25 protein-coding genes and 1 pseudogene are annotated in these 22,373 nt (G+C 65.5%); 7 read left to right on the forward strand and 19 right to left on the reverse strand.

Annotation, left to right across the window (positions count from 1 at the left end; genetic code table 11):
• Positions 1 to 30 precede the first annotated feature (30 nt).
• A pseudogene (locus MHEC_RS23170) lies at positions 31 to 379 on the forward strand (PIN domain-containing protein).
• A gap of 78 nt (positions 380 to 457) precedes the next feature.
• Here the strand turns inward: MHEC_RS23170 and MHEC_RS23175 are convergent.
• From MHEC_RS23175 to MHEC_RS23210, 8 genes are all read right to left on the reverse strand, one after another.
• Positions 458 to 1,429 (reverse strand): NADPH:quinone oxidoreductase family protein, encoded by a 972-nt coding sequence (locus MHEC_RS23175; protein WP_048890407.1) that lies wholly within the window; start codon positions 1,427 to 1,429, stop codon positions 458 to 460.
• A 3-nt stretch (positions 1,430 to 1,432) separates the two neighbouring features.
• Positions 1,433 to 2,296 (reverse strand): SDR family oxidoreductase, encoded by an 864-nt coding sequence (locus MHEC_RS23180; RefSeq protein WP_048890406.1) that lies wholly within the window; start codon positions 2,294 to 2,296, stop codon positions 1,433 to 1,435.
• A 31-nt stretch (positions 2,297 to 2,327) separates the two neighbouring features.
• Positions 2,328 to 3,749, reverse strand: coding sequence for an aldehyde dehydrogenase family protein (locus MHEC_RS23185; protein WP_048890405.1), 1,422 nt, complete (start codon positions 3,747 to 3,749; stop codon positions 2,328 to 2,330).
• 86 nt (positions 3,750 to 3,835) lie between these two features.
• Positions 3,836 to 4,765 (reverse strand): class I SAM-dependent methyltransferase, encoded by a 930-nt coding sequence (locus tag MHEC_RS23190; protein ID WP_082169678.1) that lies wholly within the window; start codon positions 4,763 to 4,765, stop codon positions 3,836 to 3,838.
• A gap of 39 nt (positions 4,766 to 4,804) precedes the next feature.
• The gene (locus tag MHEC_RS23195; RefSeq protein WP_048890403.1) at positions 4,805 to 5,758 is read right to left on the reverse strand and encodes an SAM-dependent methyltransferase; all 954 of its coding nucleotides are present in this window, start codon (positions 5,756 to 5,758) and stop codon (positions 4,805 to 4,807) included.
• Between the two features lie 100 nt (positions 5,759 to 5,858).
• Entirely contained in the window at positions 5,859 to 6,491 is a 633-nt protein-coding gene (locus MHEC_RS23200; RefSeq protein WP_048890402.1) for a TetR/AcrR family transcriptional regulator, read from the reverse strand.
• 57 nt (positions 6,492 to 6,548) lie between these two features.
• The gene (gene dps, locus MHEC_RS23205) at positions 6,549 to 7,109 is read right to left on the reverse strand and encodes a DNA starvation/stationary phase protection protein Dps (RefSeq protein ID WP_048890401.1); all 561 of its coding nucleotides are present in this window, start codon (positions 7,107 to 7,109) and stop codon (positions 6,549 to 6,551) included.
• 78 nt (positions 7,110 to 7,187) lie between these two features.
• Positions 7,188 to 8,105: a DNA-3-methyladenine glycosylase family protein gene (locus MHEC_RS23210; RefSeq protein ID WP_048890539.1), complete on the reverse strand. Its 918-nt coding sequence runs from the start codon at positions 8,103 to 8,105 to the stop codon at positions 7,188 to 7,190.
• Positions 8,106 to 8,208: 103 nt separating this feature from the next.
• On the opposite strand from MHEC_RS23210, the gene MHEC_RS23215 reads away from it, so the two are divergent.
• The gene (locus tag MHEC_RS23215) at positions 8,209 to 8,583 is read left to right on the forward strand and encodes a nuclear transport factor 2 family protein (protein ID WP_162838780.1); all 375 of its coding nucleotides are present in this window, start codon (positions 8,209 to 8,211) and stop codon (positions 8,581 to 8,583) included.
• Here the strand turns inward: MHEC_RS23215 and MHEC_RS23220 are convergent.
• The 4 genes from MHEC_RS23220 to MHEC_RS23235 form a co-directional block, all read right to left on the reverse strand.
• Positions 8,580 to 8,960 (reverse strand): DUF427 domain-containing protein, encoded by a 381-nt coding sequence (locus tag MHEC_RS23220; protein ID WP_048890399.1) that lies wholly within the window; start codon positions 8,958 to 8,960, stop codon positions 8,580 to 8,582. The two genes, MHEC_RS23215 and MHEC_RS23220, sit on opposite strands and share 4 nt — an antisense overlap.
• A gap of 65 nt (positions 8,961 to 9,025) precedes the next feature.
• Positions 9,026 to 9,799 carry a class I SAM-dependent methyltransferase gene (locus MHEC_RS23225; RefSeq protein ID WP_048890538.1) on the reverse strand — a complete coding sequence of 258 codons (774 nt, stop codon included), beginning with the start codon at positions 9,797 to 9,799 and terminating at the stop codon, positions 9,026 to 9,028.
• 41 nt (positions 9,800 to 9,840) lie between these two features.
• Positions 9,841 to 10,857 carry an NAD-dependent epimerase/dehydratase family protein gene (locus tag MHEC_RS23230; protein WP_048890398.1) on the reverse strand — a complete coding sequence of 339 codons (1,017 nt, stop codon included), beginning with the start codon at positions 10,855 to 10,857 and terminating at the stop codon, positions 9,841 to 9,843.
• Positions 10,854 to 11,360, reverse strand: a complete 507-nt coding sequence (locus MHEC_RS23235) for a nuclear transport factor 2 family protein (RefSeq protein WP_048890397.1) — start codon at positions 11,358 to 11,360, stop codon at positions 10,854 to 10,856. The genes MHEC_RS23230 and MHEC_RS23235 overlap by 4 nt, the downstream gene beginning before the upstream one ends.
• A 70-nt stretch (positions 11,361 to 11,430) precedes the next feature.
• On the opposite strand from MHEC_RS23235, the gene msrA reads away from it, so the two are divergent.
• Positions 11,431 to 11,943, forward strand: a complete 513-nt coding sequence (gene msrA, locus MHEC_RS23240) for a peptide-methionine (S)-S-oxide reductase MsrA (protein WP_048890396.1) — start codon at positions 11,431 to 11,433, stop codon at positions 11,941 to 11,943.
• A 19-nt stretch (positions 11,944 to 11,962) separates the two neighbouring features.
• On the opposite strand, the gene MHEC_RS23245 is transcribed toward msrA, so the two are convergent.
• A complete protein-coding gene (locus tag MHEC_RS23245; protein WP_048890395.1) occupies positions 11,963 to 12,628 on the reverse strand; it encodes a winged helix-turn-helix transcriptional regulator in 666 nt (221 codons plus the stop codon).
• A 77-nt stretch (positions 12,629 to 12,705) separates the two neighbouring features.
• Between MHEC_RS23245 and MHEC_RS23250 the strand changes: the two genes are divergently transcribed.
• Together MHEC_RS23250 and MHEC_RS23255 are read left to right on the forward strand one after the other, a co-directional pair.
• A complete protein-coding gene (locus MHEC_RS23250) occupies positions 12,706 to 14,280 on the forward strand; it encodes a DHA2 family efflux MFS transporter permease subunit (protein ID WP_048890394.1) in 1,575 nt (524 codons plus the stop codon).
• A 127-nt stretch (positions 14,281 to 14,407) separates the two neighbouring features.
• Positions 14,408 to 14,824 (forward strand): DUF6632 domain-containing protein, encoded by a 417-nt coding sequence (locus tag MHEC_RS23255; protein WP_372507323.1) that lies wholly within the window; start codon positions 14,408 to 14,410, stop codon positions 14,822 to 14,824.
• A gap of 78 nt (positions 14,825 to 14,902) precedes the next feature.
• On the opposite strand, the gene MHEC_RS23260 is transcribed toward MHEC_RS23255, so the two are convergent.
• Positions 14,903 to 15,370 (reverse strand): PaaI family thioesterase, encoded by a 468-nt coding sequence (locus tag MHEC_RS23260; RefSeq protein ID WP_082169630.1) that lies wholly within the window; start codon positions 15,368 to 15,370, stop codon positions 14,903 to 14,905.
• Positions 15,371 to 15,401: 31 nt separating this feature from the next.
• On the reverse strand, positions 15,402 to 16,739 hold the full coding sequence (locus MHEC_RS23265; RefSeq protein WP_048890393.1) for a cytochrome P450: 1,338 nt from the start codon (positions 16,737 to 16,739) through the stop codon (positions 15,402 to 15,404).
• A gap of 113 nt (positions 16,740 to 16,852) precedes the next feature.
• Between MHEC_RS23265 and MHEC_RS23270 the strand changes: the two genes are divergently transcribed.
• A complete protein-coding gene (locus tag MHEC_RS23270; RefSeq protein WP_048890392.1) occupies positions 16,853 to 17,470 on the forward strand; it encodes a TetR/AcrR family transcriptional regulator in 618 nt (205 codons plus the stop codon).
• On the opposite strand, the gene MHEC_RS23275 is transcribed toward MHEC_RS23270, so the two are convergent.
• From MHEC_RS23275 to MHEC_RS23285, 3 genes are read right to left on the reverse strand one after another with little or no spacing between them, the layout of a single operon-like run.
• Positions 17,467 to 18,351 (reverse strand): alpha/beta fold hydrolase, encoded by an 885-nt coding sequence (locus MHEC_RS23275; RefSeq protein WP_048890391.1) that lies wholly within the window; start codon positions 18,349 to 18,351, stop codon positions 17,467 to 17,469. The two genes, MHEC_RS23270 and MHEC_RS23275, sit on opposite strands and share 4 nt — an antisense overlap.
• A 21-nt stretch (positions 18,352 to 18,372) precedes the next feature.
• Positions 18,373 to 19,407 (reverse strand): phosphotransferase family protein, encoded by a 1,035-nt coding sequence (locus MHEC_RS23280; protein ID WP_048890390.1) that lies wholly within the window; start codon positions 19,405 to 19,407, stop codon positions 18,373 to 18,375.
• A gap of 2 nt (positions 19,408 to 19,409) precedes the next feature.
• Positions 19,410 to 20,525: a hypothetical protein gene (locus tag MHEC_RS23285; RefSeq protein ID WP_048890389.1), complete on the reverse strand. Its 1,116-nt coding sequence runs from the start codon at positions 20,523 to 20,525 to the stop codon at positions 19,410 to 19,412.
• Between the two features lie 108 nt (positions 20,526 to 20,633).
• Between MHEC_RS23285 and MHEC_RS23290 the strand changes: the two genes are divergently transcribed.
• Positions 20,634 to 21,176 carry a TetR/AcrR family transcriptional regulator gene (locus MHEC_RS23290; RefSeq protein WP_236591518.1) on the forward strand — a complete coding sequence of 181 codons (543 nt, stop codon included), beginning with the start codon at positions 20,634 to 20,636 and terminating at the stop codon, positions 21,174 to 21,176.
• On the opposite strand, the gene MHEC_RS23295 is transcribed toward MHEC_RS23290, so the two are convergent.
• The gene (locus MHEC_RS23295; RefSeq protein WP_048890534.1) at positions 21,173 to 22,279 is read right to left on the reverse strand and encodes a fatty acid desaturase family protein; all 1,107 of its coding nucleotides are present in this window, start codon (positions 22,277 to 22,279) and stop codon (positions 21,173 to 21,175) included. The two genes, MHEC_RS23290 and MHEC_RS23295, sit on opposite strands and share 4 nt — an antisense overlap.
• Between the last annotated feature and the right edge of the window lie 94 nt (positions 22,280 to 22,373).

A 22,373-nucleotide genomic window follows, 5' to 3' on the forward strand; every position in this document is an offset into this window, starting at 1 on the left:
GCCGAGGCGTGCCGAGACCACCTGTGAGCGGTGCGCGAGGTCAGAGTCCTGCTCTACGCGGTCAACACCGCCGCAGACCACGAGACCTCTCGCCGCTGGCTCGACGGTGCGCTGCGGCGGCGACACCGTCGGCCTGGCCCGAGTGCCGCTGCTCGCATTTGTGCGGTTGACGACTCGGCATGGATTGTTTCCGTCGCCGCTGAGCAGCGACGTGCTGGCCGGGCTGCTGTCGCAGGTCGGGGCGGGAGCAAATCTTGTCAACGACGCCCACCTGGCCGCTCTGGCGGTTGAGCATCGCGCACGAACAGTCAGTTACGACAGCGATTTCGGACGATTCGACGGCGTGCGGTGGGAAACACCCGAGTCATCTTTGACCTGACGGGCGCGCCGGGACCGCGCAGGGCAAGAAATCGCACATCGGATGCCCGGCGGTCCGGGATCGCGGCGCCGACGGTCATTACGGCTCGAGTACCACCTTGCCGAGCACACCGCCGTCGGCCAGGCTTTGCAGGGCTGCGCGCCCTTGTGACAGCGGATATCGTTGCGGTGATGGCGGTTTCAATCCCAGGGAGACCAATTGGTTGAGTCCCCACGCGAATAACTGCGCCGAACCGGGCACCTTGTTGAGATATTCACCCCACGCCACGCCGACCACGCTGACGTTGCGCAGCAGCAGCCGGTTCACCTTGACGGTGGGAATGCCTCCGCCCGCAGCGAACCCAATCACCAGCAGCTTGCCGTCGACGGCCAGCACCCGGATGGCGTCGTCGAAGGCCGGGCCGCCGATGGGGTCGACGACGATGTCCACGCCGTGTCCGTCGGTGACGTCGCGCACCCGCTGAGCCCAGCCGTCGGTCAGCGGCAGCACCACGTCAGCGCCCAGCGATTCGACGAATTCCATCGCGTGGCTGCGGTGGACCATCGCGACCACCTGGCCGGCACCCATCGCCTTGGCCACCTGGATCGCCGCGGTGCCTACGCCCCCGGCGGAGCCCAGCACCAGCACTGTGTCACCCGGACGCATCGCGGCGCGACGGGCCAGCGCGAAATACATGGTGTTGTAATTCACCAGCAGCGACACCGCTTGCGCGTCGTCGAGTTGCACCGGACTAGGCATGACGTTGGCCACCGGCGCCGCCACTTGTTCGGCGTAGCCGCCGAGCACCCCGAACGCCGACACCCGGTCGCCGGGCTGGAAACCCGAGTCCGCTGGCGCCCAGCGGACCACACCGGCCGTTTCCATGCCGGGGATGAACGGCGGCGGCAGCTTGAGCTGATACTCGCCTTTGCTCAGCAGCAGGTCCGGGAAGCACACCCCCGCGGCGCGCACGTCGATGACCACCACGTCGTCGCCGCCCTGCACGTCGTCGACGTCGGTGTACACCATACCCGACGGGCCTGAAAGTTCTTGAACTACACAGGCTTTCACGAATTACCGCACCGAGAAACTGGCCTGCTTCGCACCGGAAAGGTCGGTGATCTGCGCCCACTTCGCGGCGACCTCGTCGACCGACGGCGAAGTGTCGAAGTTGACGCCCTCGTTTTCGAACAACGCGACCCGCTGCACCTTGCCGCCGCCGACAATGAATACCGATCCGTTATCGCTGGACTCCTCGGTGCACAGATAGGCCACCACCGGCGCCACGAACTCCGGCTTGAGCTTTTCCAACACCTCGGGCGGCAGGATGTCCTGGGTCATCCTGGTGGCCGCGATCGGCGCGATCGCGTTGGCGTGGATGTTGTACTTGGCGCCTTCGAGCGCAAGCGTGTTGATCAGGCCCACCAGGCCGAGCTTGGCCGCGCCGTAGTTGGTCTGCCCGAAGTTGCCGAACAGTCCGCTGGTCGAGGTGGCAACGACCACCCGGCCGTAACCTTGCTCGCGGAAGTGCGGCCAGGCTGCGCGCAGAACGTTGTAGCCACCGTATAAGTGCACCTTGAGCACGGCGTCCCAGTTCTCGAACGACATCTTGTGGAAGGTGCCGTCCCGCAGAATCCCGGCATTGCTCACCACACCGTGCACAGCGCCGAACTCGTCGAGCGCGGTCTTGATGATGTTGGCCGCACCATCCGGCTCGGCGACGCTGTCGTAGTTGGCGACCGCACGTCCGCCGGCGTCTTTGATTTCTGCCACGACCTGGTCGGCCATCGAATGTCCGGCTCCCGTGCCGTCGCGCGCCCCGCCCAGGTCGTTAACGACCACGCTGGCACCTTCTCGCGCAAGGGTCAGGGCGTATTCGCGGCCCAGGCCCCCGCCGGCTCCGGTAACGACGATGACACGATCCTGCACTCCCGGCATGAGCTTCCTTTCTCAGAGTGATTGCGCGCCGTTAAAACAGCCTGCGCGCCAACTTCCACGCCTTCTCTGTATACGGCGGGTAGATGAAGCTCGATAAGTCGGGTCGGGTGGGCTTGGTGAGCACCGACTTGCGGTGGCTGAATTCCTCGAAGCCCCAGCGGCCGTGGTATGCGCCCATTCCCGACGCACCGACGCCACCGAACGGCAGCTTCGCCGTCGACACCTGAAACGCCAGATGGTTGACCAGCATGCCGCCCGCGGGCACCTCCTTGATAACCCGTTCGCGCACGGCACGGGTCTTGGTGAACAGATATGCCGACAGCGGTTTCGGCCGCGAGTTGACGAAACGTATTGCGTCATCGAGGGATTCGACGGTGATTACCGGCAGGATCGGGCCGAAAATCTCGTTGGTCATCAGCGGTTCGTCCGGGTCTGGGTCGACCACCACCGTCGGCTGGATACGTAGATCCGCAGCGTCGAATGTGCCTCCCATCGCCACCGTGCCCCTGGTGTTGGACAGATAACCGGTCAGCCGGTCGAATTGGCGTTGGTTGACGATGCGCATTCCGGTCGGCTCGTCGGCCGTGAACGCGGTGACGGCTTCACCGATCTTGGTGACGAGTTCGTCGCGAATTTTCGCGTCGGCCAACACATAGTCGGGTGCAACGCAGGTCTGGCCGGCGTTGAGCAGTTTGATCCAGGCGATCCGCTTGGCCGCGACGTCCACGTCGGCGTCGGCGGCGACGATCACCGGGCTCTTGCCGCCCAGCTCCAGCGTCACCGGCGTCAGATGTGGCGCCGCCGCTTCATACACCTTGCGGCCGGTCTCGGTGCCGCCGGTGAACAGCACCCGGTCGAATCCTTGCGCGAGCAGTTGCTGGCTGACCGCCGCGTCGCCTTCGATCACCGCGATCGCGTCGGGGTCGAGGTATTGCGGCACTAGCTCGGCCATCAGCCGCGACGACGCCGCCGCGACCTCGGAAGGCTTGAGCGCCACCGCGTTCCCCGCGGCGATTGCGCCCACCGCCGGGCCGAGGGTCAGGTAGAACGGGTAGTTCCAGGCGCCGATGATCAGCACCGTGCCGTAGGGCTCGTATTCCACCCAGCCGCGACCCGGTAACTGCACCGGCTCGAGCAGGTGGTATTTGCGGCGCATCCACTTCTTGACGTGCTTGGCCGCGTAGCGGGCCTCGGCGGCAGTCGTCGCGGTGTCGGCCAGCCAGGCCTCGAACGGTTTGCGGCACAAATCGGCCCGCAGCGCCTCGGCGATCTTCGCCTCGTTCTCGGCCATCATCTTCTCGAGGGCGCGCAACTGGGTGCGCCGCCACTGCAGACTGCGAGTTCGCCCACTCGCGAAGGTTGTTCGCAAGCCGTCGACCGTCTTTTGAATCTCTGAGGCGACCGGCGCTGCGGCGTCAGCGGCGGTGCTGTCAGCGGCGGCGTGGGTGGTCATGCGGTCTCCTTCCTGACCGGCGGAAACCCAATCCTAATCAACCACTGGGTTGGGTAACAGACACGCTCGACCAGGCCGCTGCCCGGCTAGGCGCGCTCGGCCGTCACGAAATCGGCGAACGCATCCTTGTCGTCACTCATCGGCACACCGTCGACCCAGCGGCCCAACCGGCGCATCTCGTCATGTGAGTGGTGTGCGCTGGCCCGCCAGCCGTGCCCGTTGAGCCAATCCACCACGACGGCGCGGTCCTCGTCGTGGTAGACCAGATCTTGCACGTTGACCCTTTGCTGGAAGCCAAGCTCGTCGGCTACCCGCTCGAACCGCTTTCGCATCTCTTCGCGTCGCTGATCGGCGTGGTGTGCCGCGGTTTCGACCGCGACCCGGCTCCCCGGCGCACTCAGCGCGGTGATTTGCTCGAAGATTCGGTCCTGCGCGGTGCCCGGCAAGTACATCAGCAGGCCTTCGGCCAGCCAGGCGGTCGGTGCCGCGGGGTCGAAACCCGCCCCGCACAGCGCGGCCGGCCAGTCCTGCCGCAGGTCGATGGGCACCTCGCGACGGTCGGCCGACGGCATCACACCATGTTCTGCCAGCGTCGCGGACTTGTAGGCCAGCACCTTGGGCTGGTCGATCTCGTAGACGACGGTGCCGGCCGGCCAGTCCAATCGGTAAGCGCGCGAATCCAGGCCCGAAGCCAAAATCACCACTTGCCGGATGCCTGAGCCGACGGCCTCGGCGAAGTAGGCGTCGAAGAAGTGGGTGCGCACCGCCTGGTAGCTACGCATGTGGTGGACGATCGCGGCGACCTCCGGGTCCGCGGCCTCCAGCTTGGCGACCACCGACTCGTCGAGCATGGCTTCCCAGATGCCGGTGCCGGCATTGGTGACCAGCAGCCTGGCGTAGGGATCGTTGATCAGCGCATCCCGGCGGTCGGTTTCGGTGGCGCGGGCGGCAGCCACCATCACCGCGGTGGAGCCCACGCTGGTGGTGATGTCCCAGGTGTCATCGTCGGTGCGCATGGTGCTCATCGTGCCCCCTTCGCGAACGGATCTGACCGGTCATTCGGCGGCGACGCGGCGCGCGCGCAGCAGTGTGCTGGTCACGGTTTCCTCGACCAGGTCGTCTGGTATCGGCCGGCCCAGACGGGCCATTTCGTCGGCGTTGCTGACCGCGTGAACCTGCCAGCCGTGCTCGGTCAACCATTGCACGGCATCGGCGCGGCGGCTGTCGTTGTAGCCCAGCGTTTCGAAGTTGATGTCTAGGCCCAGCCGTTCCCGCAGCCGGGCCCAGCGCGCGCGCCGCGCCGCGCGGCGTCGCTCACTGGTGGGCGCGGTCAGGGAGAACGCTTCAACGGCGATTTGACTGGCGAGCGCGCTGAGGTCGGTGACGTTCTCGAACAGCCGGTCCTGCGCGTCCGAAGGCAGGTAGGGCAGCAGGCCTTCGGCCAGCCACGCCGTGGGCTCGGTGGGGTGGAAACCGGCGGCGATCAGCGCCGCGGGCCAGTCGTCACGCAGATCCACCGCGACCGCTCGCCGGGTCGCCTTGGGGACGGCGTGGTGCGCTTCCAGTGTGCGGCTCTTGTACTCGAGCACCTTGGGCTGGTCGATCTCGTAGACGGTGGTGCCGGCCGGCCAGTCCAGGCGATAAGCCCGCGAGTCCAGCCCAGCCGCCAGGATCACCGCCTGACGAATCCCGCTTGCCATCGCCGCGCGAAAGTACTCGTCGAAAAAGTGGGTGCGCACGGCCTGGTAGTCGCAGGTCACCCGATGGGCTCGGCGGCCGTGCTCGTCGTCGCTGATCCACTCCAGATCGGGGCTGGCCAGCCGGGCCCACGCCGCCCCGGCCGAGGCGACCAGCACGGAAGCGAACTCGTCGCGGATCAGCGGTTGGGCAGCAGCGGTCTCGACGGCGCGCGCGGCGGCGACACTGAGCGCGGTGGCGCCGACACTTTCGGTGATGCTCCAGCTGTCGCCGTCGGCCCGAACCGAGCGCACCTCATCCAGGTCAGTCATGCCACCGGTCATGCTACCGAATAAGTTAGGTAAACTATGTGCTTGTGTGCGCTATTTCACTTTCACTGCGCCCACGTGCGGCTCCAGCGGCTGTCCGCGCCTAGCTCCCCACCTGCCAGAGCCTGCCATCCATCAGCTGCTCGAGCGCGCGGGTGATCGCGTCGAGCTCCTGTCGTCCGCCGACGAAGCCGGCATAGAACATCACCCCGCAGAGCATCGCCACCAGCATCTCGGTCAGCGACGCGCTGTCGGCTTCGGTGGTCAACTCGCCGCGGCGGATCGCATCATCGAGCACATCCTCAAGGAATGCGCGGGTAACGCGCAACAAGTCATTCTCGGCCGCGCCCAGCTCCGGATGCCGCTGCGACTCCAGCGCCGAGGTGATCAGGAACGCCGCAGCGGGCCGGTTCTGCGCATCGGCGTCGGTCGTGGCCGCGATGAACGCCGACAGCCGTCTCAACAACGTGGGCTCGCGCTGTGCGCGTCTGATGCCGGCGGCGAGGAGGTCACGTGTCTGCTCCAGCACCTCCAGATACAGCACACGCTTGTTGGAGAAATAGTGGTTGATTGCGGGCCGCGTCAGGTCGGCTCGGGCCGCGATCGCCTGAAACGTCGCCGCTTCGTAACCGCGTTCGCTGAATACTTCACGAGCAGCACGCAAGATGCGTTTTCGCGTTTCGGCAGCCTTCGCTGCCGGGGGGCGGCCCGGTCCCCGGCTCCCGGTTCGCGGCACGCCTAAATTGTGCCACAGATCACACTTTCGCCCCGGGCACCAGCGAACAAGTCATGGCTAGGCCGATGCCGAACCCTGTCGCCGCGCCGTGCTCGCGGCGTCGCGTTCGGTCGAGGAGCCTTCGTGGGCGAGCTTCCCGCCCGCGTTCTCCAAGTGAGCGCGCACGAACCACTGGAACTTCTCAAGCTCGGCGGCCTGGTCGATCAAGATGTCCTGGGTGACCCGGTCAAGCTCCTCGGTCTCGTCGATGCCCTTCCGGACGTCTTCGATGACGCCGGTGTAGACCAGGTCCAGCGCCGCCAGATGTGCTTGCACGGTGTCGCGGCCCACCGAATAGTCGTCCCACGTGCGGTCCTTGACGATCGCGCCCGGGGTGCCCTGCGGAGAGGCGCCGAGCGCGGCAATGCGCTCGGCCAGCACGTCGGCGTAACCACGCACCGCTTCAACTTGTGGGTCGATCATTTCGTGCACACCAATGAAATTGGGCCCGACTACATTCCAGTGGATGTGCTTCAGTGTCAGGTGCAGATCGTTGTAGGTGCTCAGCTGCTTTTGCAGCAACTCCACTAGCCGCGTCGCCTGCTTGTCGGTCAAACCTGGAATTGTGAACTGCGTCATCGCGATAACTCTCCTCACGTGATCGGCACACGGTCCGATCACGAGTACCCAATGACCTGCGCCGCTATACCCGCAGCCTCAAATGCCGCGGATGTCTTGCACCGGCAGCCGGGGTCCGCGGCGCAGTTCGTACGCCACTCCGCTGGCTTCGAGCAGCCGAACCACCCGATGGCGGTGCGGCCGCATCGGCTCCAACAACTCAACCATGACCGCGTCGACGACCGGCCTGCCCAGCAGCGTCCACCCGATCATCTTGGGGATGTGATAGTCGCCCACAGATAACGCGTCGGCGTCACCGAATGCTCGTTGTGCGGTCTCGGCCGCGGTCCACGCGCCCACGCCGGGCAGAGACGTCAGCGCCTCCCGCGCCCGCTCGGCTGGCCATACCACCAGGCGTTCCAGCGATGACGCCCGCTGTGCGCAAGTGACGACGGTGCGGGCGCGCCGCGGGTCGACATTGGCGCGATGGAATTCCCACGGCGGGATGGCTTGCCATGCCTCGGCCGACGGCGGGACCCGCATCACGGCCGGCGCTGGACCGGGCGCCGGTGTGCCGAATTTGGTGACCAGTAACCGCCAGGATCGGAAAGCGTCGGTGCCCGGAACCCGCTGTTCGAGAATCGCCGGAATCAGCGCTTCCAGCACCCGCCCGGTGCGGCCCAGCCGCAGGTGCGGCAGCCGTCGATGTGCGGCGGCGACGGTGGCATCGTGTGGCGAGAAATCCGAGGCGTCGTCGTCGGCTCCCAGCATCGCCGGCAGTGCATCGAGGAACTCCTCGGCACCGCTGCCCCAGGCCAGGCCCTCAACGGCATCTGGTGCTGCGCGGCTAATCCGCGCCGTCACCGGCCCGGTGGGCAACAAGCTGGCCCGCCAGATCGCGCCCCCACTGACTTGAAAGCACGGGTCGCGGGGGCCGCGTCGCAGCGGAGCCAGGGTGATTTCTGGGCTGACCACGCCCGGGAACGTCACGGTACGACGAGCCCGCTTCACCTGCATCTGGTACTCCAACGCCGTGACTGCCGAACCCCACAGATCATAGGGTCGCACCGGTTTACCTGTAATTGACCGCCGGTGTAGGGCGAGACAGGATGGCGGTGTGATCACGCCGTTCGACAATCCCCAAGCTGAACTGGCGTGGATGTTTTTGCAGTGCTTGCAGGGCGGAGACATCGACGAGTGTTTCGCGCTGCTCAGCAATGACTTCACCTACTGGAACGTCGCTACCCGGGCACCGGCCGACAAGGCGGCGTTGCGCCGGCAAATCGAGCGGCGCAAGCAGGACGTCGAGCTGACCCTGGATCTGGTCCGCTACATCACCGACGGTGACAGTGTGGTGATCGAGGCGCAGGGCGATGGTGTCACCGCCGCGGGACAGCGCTACGACAGCCCGTACGTCTTTATTTTCGATACCCGCGACGGTCAGATCGTGTCGCTGCGCGAGTACTCCGATACCCGGGTGGCGGCTAACACCTAGTCGGGGTCGACGCTGATCTCGGCCTTGTCGGGGTAGAACGCGACGTGACCGGCGATCGCCGCCACTGCGGGGTAGGGCTCCCGGTAGGTCCAGATCACGTCTTCGACGGTGTCGCCGGCCGCTGTGGTCACATGAAAGTAGCTGGCTTCACCCTTGAATGGGCAATAGGTGCTGGTGTCGCTGGGCGTCAACACGTCTTGTACGACGTCGTCGAACGGAATGTATTGCACCACAGGGATAGTGGCTTCGCGTAGGCTCAGCGCGGCGCGCGTGTCCGCAACGATTTGCCCGTTGACGCGAACTCGAACCCGCCCTGCGGTCGGCTCGATCGTGATGGGGTGCCCGGCGGTCGGTTCCAGGACAGGGCGGTGGTTCATGGTGACATCTCCTCAGGTGTGGATAGCAGATGCAACACCAGGCTACGGCGAAGATTCCCGCCCGGTCAGAATGCCCAGCGATGGTATTGCGACATGTTGGCCACCGCCGGGACCAGCGACATCACCTTGCCGACCGTCCGCGACGAGCGGGGGAGCTGCGCGAACGTGGCCGACTCGAACCACCGCTCCCAGGCCACCAGGCGCAGCCCGGGTACCGCCGCGGCGATGTCGTCGGGGCCGTTGACCGCCCAGCTCAGCGTGGATCCCGACCGTCGGACCACGGTGTTGAGCCACTGCGCGCGGATCCCGAGCCAGTTGAATGCGTCGAATTGCAGCTCGCCCGAACCGAACCGCTCGACCAACCGCCGCAGCAGGGCGATGCCGTCCTGCTCGGTGAGATACATGGTCAATCCCTCGGCGATCATCAGCGTGGTCCGGCCGGTGGGGATGTCGGCCAGCCAGGCCGAGTCAGTGACCGAGGCAGCCACGACGTGATAGTGCTCCCGGCTCGGGTACAGCTGGTCGCGTAGCGCCGCCACCTCGGGATAGTCGACGTCGTACCACTCGACCCCGGGGCCGGGCTGAAGCCGGAGAAACCGGCTGTCCAGACCGCATCCCAAATGCAACACAACCGATTCCGGGTGCGCGGCAAGGAAACTGGCGGCCCACTGGTCGAAGTGCGCTGTCCGTGTGGTCACCGAGTAGGCGCGACGCGCGTTGATCGTCGTTTTGGTCCAGTCGTAGTCGATGCGATCGACGATCTCCTTGGCGTACCGGTCGCCCAGCATCGGTTCTGCGAAGTCGGCGTCCAGCGCTTTGGCATACAGCGTCGCCAGCATGGTCTGTGGTGCGCCGCTCAGATCGACGCGTACCTTCTCGGTCACGTGGCCGTTGTGCTCTTTCCTTTGGCGTCGCGCAGCGCCATCCAGAACCGGGCGGCTTCGCGGATGGACTCCTCGACCGGCCTTGGCTGCCAACCTAATTCGCGGACCGCCTTGCTGTGGTCGACCGGTGCTTCGGCGCGCATCATCCGCACCGACTGCAGGCTCAGTTCCGCATCTTTTCCGGTGAACCGAGCCTTCAGGCTGCCCAGCGCCCCCAACGCGTAGAGCGCCGGCACCGGAATCGACCGTCGCGGCGCTGGCACGCCGGCTTCGTCGGCCGCGATCCGCACGACGTCCTTTAGCGGCATCATCCGGTCCGACACGAGGTATCGTTCGCCGTTGCGCCCGCGAGCAGCGGCCAATATCAAGGCCCGGGCAGCATCGTCGACGCCGACCACTTCCAGCTCGATGCCGTCCATGAGGAAGGGCAGCTTGCCGAACACCGCACCGGCGATGAATGCGCCATGTGGGGTGCGCCCCCAATCACCGCTGCCGTAGGTCGTCGACACGCACATCGCGACCGCGGGCAGCGCGTGCTCAGAGGCGTAGCGCAGCACCAAATCCTCGGCCTGGAGCCGTGATCGGACATACGCGGTAAGACCGCGGCGGCGGATCTGATCGGCTTCGGTGGCCACATGGCCGCGACGCCGGCCCACGGTGGCGTAGGTGCTGGTGAAGACGAACCTGTGCAGGTCCGCGTCTTTGGCGACGTCGAGGACGTTACGCAAGCCTTCCACGTTGGTGTGAAACAGCGGCGCGGGATCACGCAGCCAGGCGCGGGTGTCGACGACGCAGTAGTACACGTCGTCACAGCCGTTTATGGCCGCACGCAGCGTGGGGTTGTCGAAGATATCGCCCTCGAAGCGGGTGACCGTCAGGTCGTCGATGCTGCGGGTATTGGCTGTGGGCCGTACCATCACCCGGACGTCGGCACCGTCGGCGACAAGCTGGCGGGTGACATGCGAGCCCAAAAATCCATTGGCGCCGATGACCAGCTTGGGTCGTGCGCTCATTCCTGCCCTCCGTGCTGTTGCATCCAGCGTGCGGCGTCCTCGTCGAGCGTTCCGAGCTCTTGCGCCTTCTTGCACCACTTCATCGCCGCGCGCATAAAGCGCAGCGGGTTGTAGATGTCTTCTTGACGACGCCACAGGCCGTCGCCGGCGTAGGTAAGGATCGAGATATTGGTCGCGCTGATGACGGTGCCGTCGCCGGGGTCGACCATCGGGTTGTCCAGCTCGCAGATGATCCTCCCGGTCGGCTCGTCGATGACCGACCACAGCGACGGAAACGCGACCATGTGGCTGCCCGGGAACGTCGACATCGTCGCGCTGATCCACGCCAGCACCTCGTCGCGGCCCCGCATGGTGCCGGCGGCGTGCTCGACGTACTCGACGTCGGGTGTGTACTGCTGCACCCACGCTTCCCAGTCGCGGGTTTCGGCGGCGCGGGCCACCGTCTGCTCGTAGGCGTCGAATGCCCGGACGAGCTCGGCGCGACTGAACGGCGGAGTCGTCACGTCAAAACTAGAACACGTTCTACCTGGATTTGTCGAGCACTTCCTATGCTCGGAGGAAGGAGGGTGAACCATGACGACCAAGAAGGCGATTCTGGCGGGCGGCTGCTTTTGGGGTATGCAGGACCTGTTCCGCAACCAGCCCGGGGTGATCTCCACCCGTGTCGGCTACACCGGCGGCGAGAACGATCACCCCACCTACCGCAATCATCCCGGCCACGCCGAGGCGATCGAGATCGTCTACGACCCGGCACGCACCGATTACCGCACGCTGCTGGAGTTCTTCTTCCAGATTCACGACCCGACGACCAAGAACCGGCAGGGCAACGACGTCGGCACCAGCTATCGCTCCGCGATCTTTTACCTCGACGACGAGCAGAAGCAGATCGCGCTGGACACCATCGCCGACGTCGACGCAACCGGCCTGTGGCCGGGCAAGGTCGTGACCGAGGTCAGCCCGGCCCGCGAGTTCTGGGAAGCCGAGCCCGAGCATCAGGACTACTTGCAGCGCTATCCGAATGGGTACACCTGCCACTATGTGCGGCCCGACTGGAAACTGCCGCGCCGCGCCGAAGTCGAGCAGTAAGCGCTGAACCGGGGCGCGGTCAACCGAGCGACAACCCGGGATCTCCGGTCAGTTGGAACGCGCTGCGCATCGCCTTGACAGCGTCGGTCTGGCCGTCGAACTTCCACCGCCGCAGTGCCGCCTTGCGCTCAGCCGATGTGCTCCCGAGGCGGGCAGTGATCAGCTCTGCCGGGCTTGCCGTCACGGTGACCGCCGGTGGGCCTGACGCAGCGGTGAGGCTTCCGCGTGATACCCCGAAATCGAAACGGCGTCCGTCGATTTCGACACGGTAAGAGGCGGATAGGTTTGCGATGCGTGCAGGGTCGGCGCCCAGCAGGATTCCGGCGAGAAAGCCGTTCAGCGGCGTCAGCGCGCTGTCGGCGGGTTCAAGCAACTCCAGCCCGAAGATGGCGATGGCTTGGATTACCGGCGGCACCTTGCGCCAGCCCAGCTCGCTGAGGGTGTACACGGTGCGGGCGATCGGCGGCGGAAGCTCGGCGCGCGCGATCAGGCCGGCGTCCTCCAGTTCCCGGAGCCGGTCGGCGAGCAGATTGGTGGCGATCCCGGGCAGCGCCGCCCGAAGATCGGCGTAGCGCCGCGCCCCGCCGAGGAGTTCGCGCAGGATCAGCAGCGTCCACCGCTCGCCCAGGATGTCCAGGCCACGTGCGATAGGGCAGTTCTGGTTGTAGCTCTTCTTTCCCGCCACACCAGCTACTCTACCACTCGAACACAATATTCAACTTATAGCTTGAATTTCTTGTCTTATCGATTTACCGTCCTTCCATGCGTACTCAACTCCGTGAACCCGTGTTCAGCGGCCATGCCATCGCCGCACTTGCCGTCATCTGCCTGAGTGTCTTCGTCATCAGCGTCGACGCCACGATCGTCAACGTCGCCTTGCCCACGCTCTCGCGGGACCTGAACGCAGACACCGCGCAGCTGCAATGGATCGTCGACGCCTACACCCTCGTCATGGCCGGCCTGCTGCTCTCAGCGGGCAGCCTCAGCGACCGCTACGGCCGGCGGGGCTGGCTCACCGGCGGCCTTGCGGTGTTCGCGATGACGTCTGCCGTGGCCGCGCAGGTGACTTCGGCGGATGCGCTGATCGCGGCGCGCGCCGCGATGGGGGTGGGCGCCGCGGTGATCTTCCCGACCACGCTGGGTCTCATCACGAACATCTTCACCGACCCCCTACCGCGGGCCAAAGCGATCGGCGTGTGGGCGGCGATGGTCGGCGTCGGTGTCGCCGCCGGGCCGATGACCGGTGGCTGGCTGCTCGAGCACTTCTGGTGGGGCTCAATATTTCTGGTGAACGTGCCGGTCGCGGCGGCGGCCATTCTCGGGGGCATCCTGGTTGTTCCGACTTCACGCGATCCGGCCGCCCCGAAGGTCGACATGCCCGGGTTGGTTTTGTCCGCCGTCGGCGTGACCGCGCTGGTCTACACCGTCATCGAGGCGCCCAACTGGAGCTGGACCAGCCCGCGCACCGCGATGGGCTTCGGTATCGCCACGGTTGTCCTCGCCGCTTTCGCCTTGTGGCAACGCCGCAGCTCGCACCCGATGCTGGAGGTGTCGGTGTTTGCGAACCGGCGATTCTCCGGAGGGAGCCTCGCGGTGACGGCGGGATTCCTGACCCTGTTCGGCTTCATCTTCGTCATCACCCAGTACTTCCAATTCATCAAGGGCTACAGCGCGTTTGAAACCGGTGTGCGCTTGTTGCCGGTCGCCATTTCGATCGCGGTCGCCAGCGTGGCCGGCCCGCGGATGGTGGAGCGCATCGGCACCACAGCGGTGGTTGCCGCGGGCCTGGCCGTCTTCGCGGCAGGGCTGACATGGGCGTCCACCGCGGATGCGGCCACACGCTACGTCGAGATCGCCGCGCAGATGCTGCTACTGGGCGGCGGACTCGGCCTGACCACCGCGCCGGCCACCGAGGCGATCATGGGCTCGCTGTCCGCGGACAAGGCCGGCGTGGGCTCGGCCGTCAACGACACCACGCGCGAACTGGGCGGAACCCTCGGCGTCGCGATCGTCGGAAGCGTGTTCGCCTCCGTGTACTCAAGCCGCATCGGCTCCGCGTCGGCGCTGGCGGCGCTACCCGGGAACGTCCGGTCCACGATGCAGCACTCGATGGCCGCCGCGTACAAGGTCATTGGCCAACTGCCCGCCGGGCGGGTTGCCGACGTCCGCGGCGCCGTCAACCACGCCTTCCTCGACGGCATGCAGGTCGGTTCGCTGGCCTGCGCGGCCATCGCTTTGGCCGCGGCGATCGTGGTCGCAGTGCTGCTGCCCGCGCGGGCACACCGATCGGCAGCCGAGTTCACCGAGCATGCCCCATCGGCTCAGGCCGCCGCATGAGGAATCGATATGCAACACCACGCACAGTTCGAAAGCAGCGGCACCCACAGTTCTCGGCTTGGGAACGTTCCCGTGAAATGGCCCGGATATCAGTCGACCTCGCTAAGCTTCGGTCAGGGAGTGACGCATGATGTCGGATGCCACAAACAACACGCGGTCGTTGGTCCCGCTGCGTATCGCGCTCGTCGTGATCGGCCTAATTTTCATCTTCGGGATCTACCCTCAGACGCTGCTATGGCCGTCAGGCTGGAGATGGGGTCATGGGTCATCCCATTACCTGGCAATGATTCTCGGCATCTACGCCACACTCGGTATATTCCTGCTGTTCGCGGCTCGCAATCCCTTCGCCCACCGCAGCCTGATCTGGTTCACCGTGGTCTCAAGCGTCGTCCACGCAGGGATCATGGCGGCGCAGGCGATCGGCGATTCCGCTGAACGGGGCCACCTTGTCGGCGATGTGCCTGCGCTGCTCGTTGTCGCCGTTGTCCTCACACTGTTGATGCCGCGCGCTGCAGGAACGCGACAAGCGCAACCATCCGGGTAGGCCTGTTTGCCCTCTGCCGCCATTGGCGGCCGGATGTGACGCGCCCAATTGCGTCGCGCCGGCGCCGAGCGCCAACGGCTACCAGGCGTGCGCGCGTAGCTGGTACAGACCTCTCGTGGCGGCAACGGTTTTGCCGTCGACGTCGGTCACCACCGCCTGCAGCGTGAAGTCCGCCTTTCCGCGTTCGGCGGCTTCTGCCTCCACGTGGGCGATGGTGTCCTCGCTGAGGCTGGCTTCGGCGCGCAACCGCGAGCGCGCCATCCCGACGAACTCGATGTCGACGCTCTTGACCAACGGAAAGTACTTGGCGCTGTCGAAGGTGCTCAGCGCGATGACGCCGCCCAGGATTTCGGCGACGGTGAACTGCACACCGGCATAGACCACGCCAAAGTGGTTGCCGTTGCCCTCGGCGGGCACGGTGGCGGCGGCGTGCCCGCGGCGCGCCTCGACGACTCGCACACCCATCTGGTGGGCGGTCGGGATGGTGGTGGCCATCGCGTCGTTCATCGTGTCGACGAGGTGGGCGGCGTCACCGGCGGCACTCATAACCGGCCATCCTAACCAGCTGCCACCTGGCCTAGCGGCGATGCACGACGATACGGCCGCCCCGCTTGGGGGTAAAGGCGACGCCGCGCCCGTGCCATTTCTCACCCGGAGTGTCAGCGGTTTCAATCACGAAGTGGCGCAGCACTGTTCGCAGCACGACATCCATCTCCATGTTGGCGAATGCCGCGCCGACACAGCGTCGGGTGCCGCCGCCGAACGGGATCCAGGCGAAGGTGGGCGGCTTGGTGCCGAGGTAACGCGCGGGATCGAAGCGCTCCGGATCGGCGAACACGTCGGGGTCGTCGTGTATCTGCGAGATGGCGACAACGATCGAATAACCCTGGGGAATCACCCACTCGCCCAGCTGGTACGCCGGTACGTACACGCGGCGCCCGGCAAAATCGATGACGGTCCTATTGCGCTGCACCTCGAGGATCACCGCCTGGCGCAGCTCGTTGTTGTCGGTGTCGGCTTCCTCCGCCAGCTGAGCGAGCACGTCGGGATGTCGGCTCAACCGCTCGAATGCCCAGCCCAGCGTGGCAGCAGTGGTTTCGTGCCCGGCGGCCAACAGCGTCAACAGCTCGTCGCCAATGTCCTTGCGAGACATAGCCGAACCGTCTTCGTAGGTGCTGCGAAGCATCAGCGCGAGGATGTCGGTGCGGTCCTCGAAGTTCGGGTCGGCGCGCTCAGCCTCGATCAGTTTGTCGATGACGAGGTCGTATTTCCGCCGCCGGTCGGCCAGCCGCCCCCAGGGACTGTAGCGACCATACGTCCGAGCCGGTTTCGGCAATGCTGCCAGTCGAGAGCCCAGCGTGACCCACGGCGGGATCAACCGCCGCAGCTCGTCGAATTCAGTGCCTCCCGCGCCAAATACCGCTCGCAGGATGGCGTTGAGCGTGATGCGCATCATCGAGGGCAGCGTTGGGAATTCCCGGCATTCAGGCCAGCCCTCGGTTTCGCGCAGCGTCTCTTCTTCGATGATGCTCTCGAAATTCTTGACGCTCTTGCCATGAAACGGGGGAGCCAGCAGACGTCGTCGCCGTCGGTGGTCGTCGCCGTCGAGCGCGAACACCGACCCCGAGCCAAGCAGCCGGCTCAGGTTGGGCTGGATATTGCCGAGCTGCTCGGGGCTGGTGGTGAACACCTGCTTGGCCAGCTGCGGGTCAGCAACCACCACGGTTCGCCCCCAGATCGGCAGGTTGAGGGTGAATACATCGCCGTATCGCGGCGCCAGTTGCTGCATGGTCCATCGGCGCGAGGCCGAGAATGCAAGGCCCAACACCGCCTTCGGGATTCCGACGGTAGGGGGCAGATTGACCGCCGGCGGTGCTGCTACCGCATGGGTGCCAACAGTGCCTGCGTCGCTCATGGCGGTGTGCTCCCAACGTCCGTGTGGTACTACGATGTACCACCGCTTCATCGGGTACGGTACTCGTTGGTACCAATCTGTGGCAAGGGCGGGTTCCAGAAAGGGGCGCAAGCGTGACAGCCGTGGCCGCCGACACCGCTCCGATCGACGTCGACCCGTTTCGGCGCCGGCTGCTCGACGGTCTTGCCGCCTCGATCCGCGAGCGGGGATACCGTGCGACCACCGTGGCAGACATCGTCCGGCATGCGCGCACGTCGAAACGCACGTTCTATGACCAGTTCGTCAGCAAAGAGCAGTGCTTCCTGGAGTTGCTGCGCGCCGACAGCGAGCGGCTCAGTGCGGAGATCAGGGCCGCGGTCGATCCCGAGGCGGACTGGCATCACCAGATTCGTCAGGCGGTCGACGCCTATGTCGGCAGCATTGAATCTCGGCCGGCCATCGCGTTGAGTTGGATTCGCGAGCTTCCATCACTGGGTGCGGCGGCACGTCCGGTGCAGCGACGTGGCATAGAGCTGTTGACCAACCTGCTAGTTGACCTCAGCGGCAGTCCGGGGTTTCGCCGGGCCGGCCTGCCGCCGGTGACGCCGCCGTTGGCGGTGATCTTGCTGGGCGGCCTGCGGGAACTCACCGCGCTCGCGGTCGAAGACGGTCACGACATCCGCCAGATCGTCGAACCCGCAGTGGCTGCGTCCGTCGCATTGCTGGGCCCAGGACATCAAAGCGGCAGTTAAGCTTTGAGGAACTTGTGCAGGCGGTCGAGCACCAATTCGGGGCGTTGTTCCACGATCCAATGGCCGACGCCGTCGACCAACTCCAGTTCGAAATCAGGTATCCGCTCGGCGTATCCGCGCAGCAGATCCGGCGTGATCACGGGGTCGCCGGTGCCGTGCAGCCATCGAACCGGCACATCGACTCGGGCGTCGTCGAATTCGCCGCGTAACCAGCGCACCACCTCGGTGGTCTGAAAAGTGCGATACCACCGCGACCCTGCCACCGCGTGTCCGGGCTGGCGCATGCATTCCCGGTACATCTCGAGCTCGTCATCGGGCAATGTGAATCCAGCACCCACCCACGACACCAGCATGCGGGAATAACGCGATTTGGGATCCGCGATCACCCGAGGACCGATGACCGGAAGCGCAATGGGAATCTGGTACCAGAACCGCCATAAGTGCCGGATCATCGTAAGGTCGCGAGTTGCCCACGGCCCGACGGTATTCAGGCCGAAGAATCCGGAGACTTTCGCCGGATGGCGCAGCATCATGATGAAGGCGACCGGACCGCCCCAGTCGTGGGCGACCAGCTTCACGGGCCCTACGCCGAGCCTGTCTATCACGCCTGCTAGGTCGTTGGCCATGTCGTTTTTGAGATAACGAGAACGCGGCGCCGAACTCCATCCCGCGCCGCGCAGGTCGGGACACAACACCCGGTAGCCCTCGGCGGCCAACGGCTCGATCAAGCGGTGCCATTGCCACCAGTTCTGCGGGAAGCCGTGCACCAGCATCACTGCCGGCCCGTTGGCGGGACCGGCATCGGCGACGTGGATCGTCACATCGTCAGTGACGTTGATGAACCTGTGCTCGACACCGTCCAAAGCCGGCAAGCTGACCATGAGGCGACACGATAGCCGAATTCAGTCCCCGCCGAGCACGAACTCGACACGCTGCGCGCAGATTTCGGCCAGGTCCACACCCTCCATCGCAAGCTTGACGTTCAGCCGGATCATCGCCACGGCCAGCAGCAGCGCCGATGTCACGTCGGCGAACCGCATGTTGGTCAGCCGGTGGCCGGTAAGCCGCCGGTAGCGCTCGAGGGTTTCCTCGCGGCTCGGCGTACCAGAAGCCGGCGCATGTCCTTCGAATGGGCTGGAGATCCAATCGGTCATGAGCATCCACGCGACGTCGCCGGCGGGATCACCCAGATAGGCCATCTCCCAGTCGAGCGCGGCGACCGGTGTGTAGTCGCGGCGGTAGAGCACATTGGACATCCGGCTGTCGCCCCAGCACAACGTGACCCGCTCCGGGGTGTACAGATGCGCGTCGAGCCAATCGAGTGCCCGGGTGAACACCGGATGCAGCGGCGCATCCCCACTGGCCCACTTCAGCGCATAGCGAAGGAAATTGGCCAGCTGCTGCGGCGGTGTGCTGCCGAACCGGGACAGACCTAAAAAGCCGAGCCGATACCGGTCCGGGTCGACGGCATGGACCTTGGTGATGATGTCCAGGCACCCGTTCCACAGCGCGGCGCGGCCCGCTTCGTCAGCGTCGGCGAAGATGCCCGCTTGCTGATAGGGCGGAACGTCGCTGACGGTGACGACGTCGTCGATGCGGTCCATCACGAAATACGGTGTGCCCAGCGCGGTCCCGTCGGCGTCGATCCAGCGGACGGTCGGCACTGGGACCGGTGAGGCGGCCAATCGCTGCATGGTCAAAAACTGTCGGCGCAGGTCGTAGTCGGGCAGGACCGCGTCCTCGGGCGGGCGACGAAATACCAAGCCAAGACTCGACGATCCGCTCAACTCGACGAGGTCGAACAGATATGTCTCGGTGGAATAGCCGCCCCCGGCTCGTCGCCAATTGACGATATGTGCCGAGTCGGCGCCGGGAATCATCTTTCGGACAACGGGTTCGAGCGCCGCCGGTAGTTCTTCGGCGGTCAAACGCGCCACGATTACCAGCCCGTGTACCCGTAGCGTGGGTAGGCGCCCATGAACACCATTTCGACCAGGCCATGCCCGACTTTGCCGTCCATGCGGACTTCACACAGTGTTTCGCTGAGCATGCTCACCGGTCGGATCACCTCGAGATCACGGGTGTCGACGGTGTAGCCGTCGATGAAGTCGGGTCCCCGCCAGTAGCCGGAGGCGTAACCATTGACTTCCAGGTAACCGGCCAGCCCCGGCCAAAAGTCACACAGCGGAGTGACATCGATGGTGCTGGTAGTCCGGTCGCCCCGGTGGATAGTGAAGGTGCCCGAGCGGATGACGCGCAGCTCGTCGCGGAATTTCAGATCATGCTCGACGTCGATGATCTTGCCGGGTTCGCGACCGCTGTCGATTGGATAGAGCAGCTCACCCTCGAATTGCCACCGTTCGCCGGTACTGGTTTCGCGCTGCGCGAAATGGACCAGCTCATCGTCGAATTGGAAAATGCCCATGTAATACAGCACGCCGTCGGGCATCTCGGCGGGCTGCAATTCGGCTCCTTCGGGCAGGCTGCCGCCACCCGGCCCGTGGCGCACACCCCAGGAGTGGTCGCGACCGAACCACCAGCGCCGCGGGTCGATATCGATGCGCTCGCCGCCGACTTCGATCCAGCCTTCCAATTCGCCGCTCTGATAGAAGCGGCGCGCATCTTCGATGACCCGGCCCCGGCTGCGGTGAAACGCCGGCGTCTGCTCGTAGACGGGGAAGCGGCCGCGCAGCCGTAAATCCAGGCTCAGCCCACGGTCGTTGGGCCCCAACACCGCTCGCACACACCGCAGCGGCTCTTCTATCGAGTAGGTGAACGGCCCCACCGTGTAGGCGCCCAATGCCGCGGTGTCGGGCCGCAGTTCGGTCGACATCCGCACCACGGTGGCCTGGCCGTCGCATCGAGTCACCATCGCGTAGGCATCAGTGACGTTGCGGTTGGGGTAGCGGGCCAGGCCCGTCATCACATTGATATCGCCGGATTTGTCGAACCCATACATCACGATGCGCTCGGTCCAGCGCAGGTCGCTCTGCGAGACGTGGTCGAAGGTGGTCGACAGCTGGTGGCACAGCAGCTCGTCATGGGACGTCAACATGCCATTACGTTATAGCATGCCACGTAATAAAACTAGGATAGGTTTGCGGTGTGGAACCTGAGACCGCGTCCCCCCGGTCGCCCCCGCGACCCACAGAAGGATCGCGACGTGCTGGCCGCCACCCGAGAACTCCTGGTCGAGGTCGGCTATCAGCGAACGACGATCGCCGCGGTGGCCCGGCGCGCCGGGGTCGGAGCGCCGACGATCTACCGCCGTTGGCCTCGCCGAGAAGCGCTGATCGAGGACGCCGCGTTCGGTCACACACAGCCCGCGCCGCTGCCCGCCGCGACCGGCAATCTCTACGCCGACTTGCGGGCATGGGTTGAGGCATTCCTGGCCCAGTTGGCCGATCCGGTCACCCGTGCGGCCATCCCGGGCCTGCTGGTGGCCTATCACCGCGACGAAACGCTCTACGAGCGCCTGGTGTCGCGCAGCGAAGAGGATGTGCGCGCCCAGCTCGTCGAGCTGTTGGCCGCCGACGGGCTACAGCAGCGCGCTGACGCGGTGTTCGACCTTTTTGGTGGCGTCCACCGCCATCCGGGCATTGACGGTCGGGCTGCGCGAGGCGGAGAAGTTCTGCGACCGGACCGCGGAAGCCCTGACCGCACTTGCCTATTCGTCGTGGCAGCTCGATCCGGGCCCCGGTGCTAGGCGGCGGTCCGCTGCTCGTGGCGGACGGCCCACGGTCGGGCGCTCTTCGGCGGAAGAGCCAGCCTGACGATCTTGCGCACCACGGTGGCGAACTGGCGCAGCACCGGCCCGCTGTTGTACGGGATACCGCACCGCGCGCAGATCTGGCGTATCTCGGGTGCGATCTCTGCGTAACGGCGCGCCGGCATGTCCGGAAAGAGATGGTGCTCGATCTGGTGCGACAGGTTGCCCGAGAACAGATGAAAGAGCCTACCGCCGGTCAAGTTTGCCGAACCGAGGATCTGTCGCAAATACCACATGCCGCGGGACTCGTCCTGAGTCTCTTCGATGGTGAATTCCTGCGTCCCGTCGGGGAAGTGACCGCAGAAGATGATGATGTACGACCAGACGTTGCGGATCAGGTTGGCCGACATGTTGCCGGCGAAGACCAGCGGCGCGAACGGTCCGGCCAACAGCGGGAAAGCGACGTAGTCTCGCAAAAGCTGGCGGCGCGTCTTGCGCCAGATCGCTTCCAATGTTTGGCGCTTGTCGGCCAGGGAGATCTCGCCGGCACGGATGCGTTCGGTTTCCAGTTCATGAAGCGCAACGCCATACTGGAACAGCACCATCAGCAAGAATGCGTAGATGGGGTTACCCAGGTAGTAGGGATGCCAGCGCTGACGTTCGCTCATTCGCAGGATGCCGTAGCCGATGTCACGGTCCATGCCGACGATGTTGGTGTGGGTGTGGTGCAGGTAGTTATGTGAGTGCCGCCATTGATCTGCCGGGCACGCGGTGTCCCACTCGAAGCTACGACCGCAAAGCGACGGGTCACGCATCCAGTCGTACTGGCCGTGCATGACGTTGTGCCCGATTTCCATGTTGTCCAGGATTTTCGACACCGCGAGCATCGCGGTGCCCGCCAGCCAGGCCGGTGGCACAATCCCGGCGAACAGCAGGACACGGCCGGCTATTTCGAGTACCCGTTGGGTCTTGATGACCCGGCGGATGTAGGCGGCGTCGCGTTCACCGAGGTCGGCCATAACGCGTTGCTTGATGGCGTCGAGTTCGCGACCCAACGCCTCGACCTGGTCGGGGGTGAGGGTAATCGCGGGCTGTGACATGACTTCCTTACCTTTCTTGCAGGGTGGTCGTTGCCGTTGGCCGTAGGCTTCGAACTGCCCAGGGGCGTCGGGTATGGCTTTCATGGGTTTGCCG

This window comes from Mycobacterium heckeshornense (genome assembly GCF_016592155.1).
Classification (GTDB): Bacteria; Actinomycetota; Actinomycetes; order Mycobacteriales; family Mycobacteriaceae; genus Mycobacterium; species Mycobacterium heckeshornense.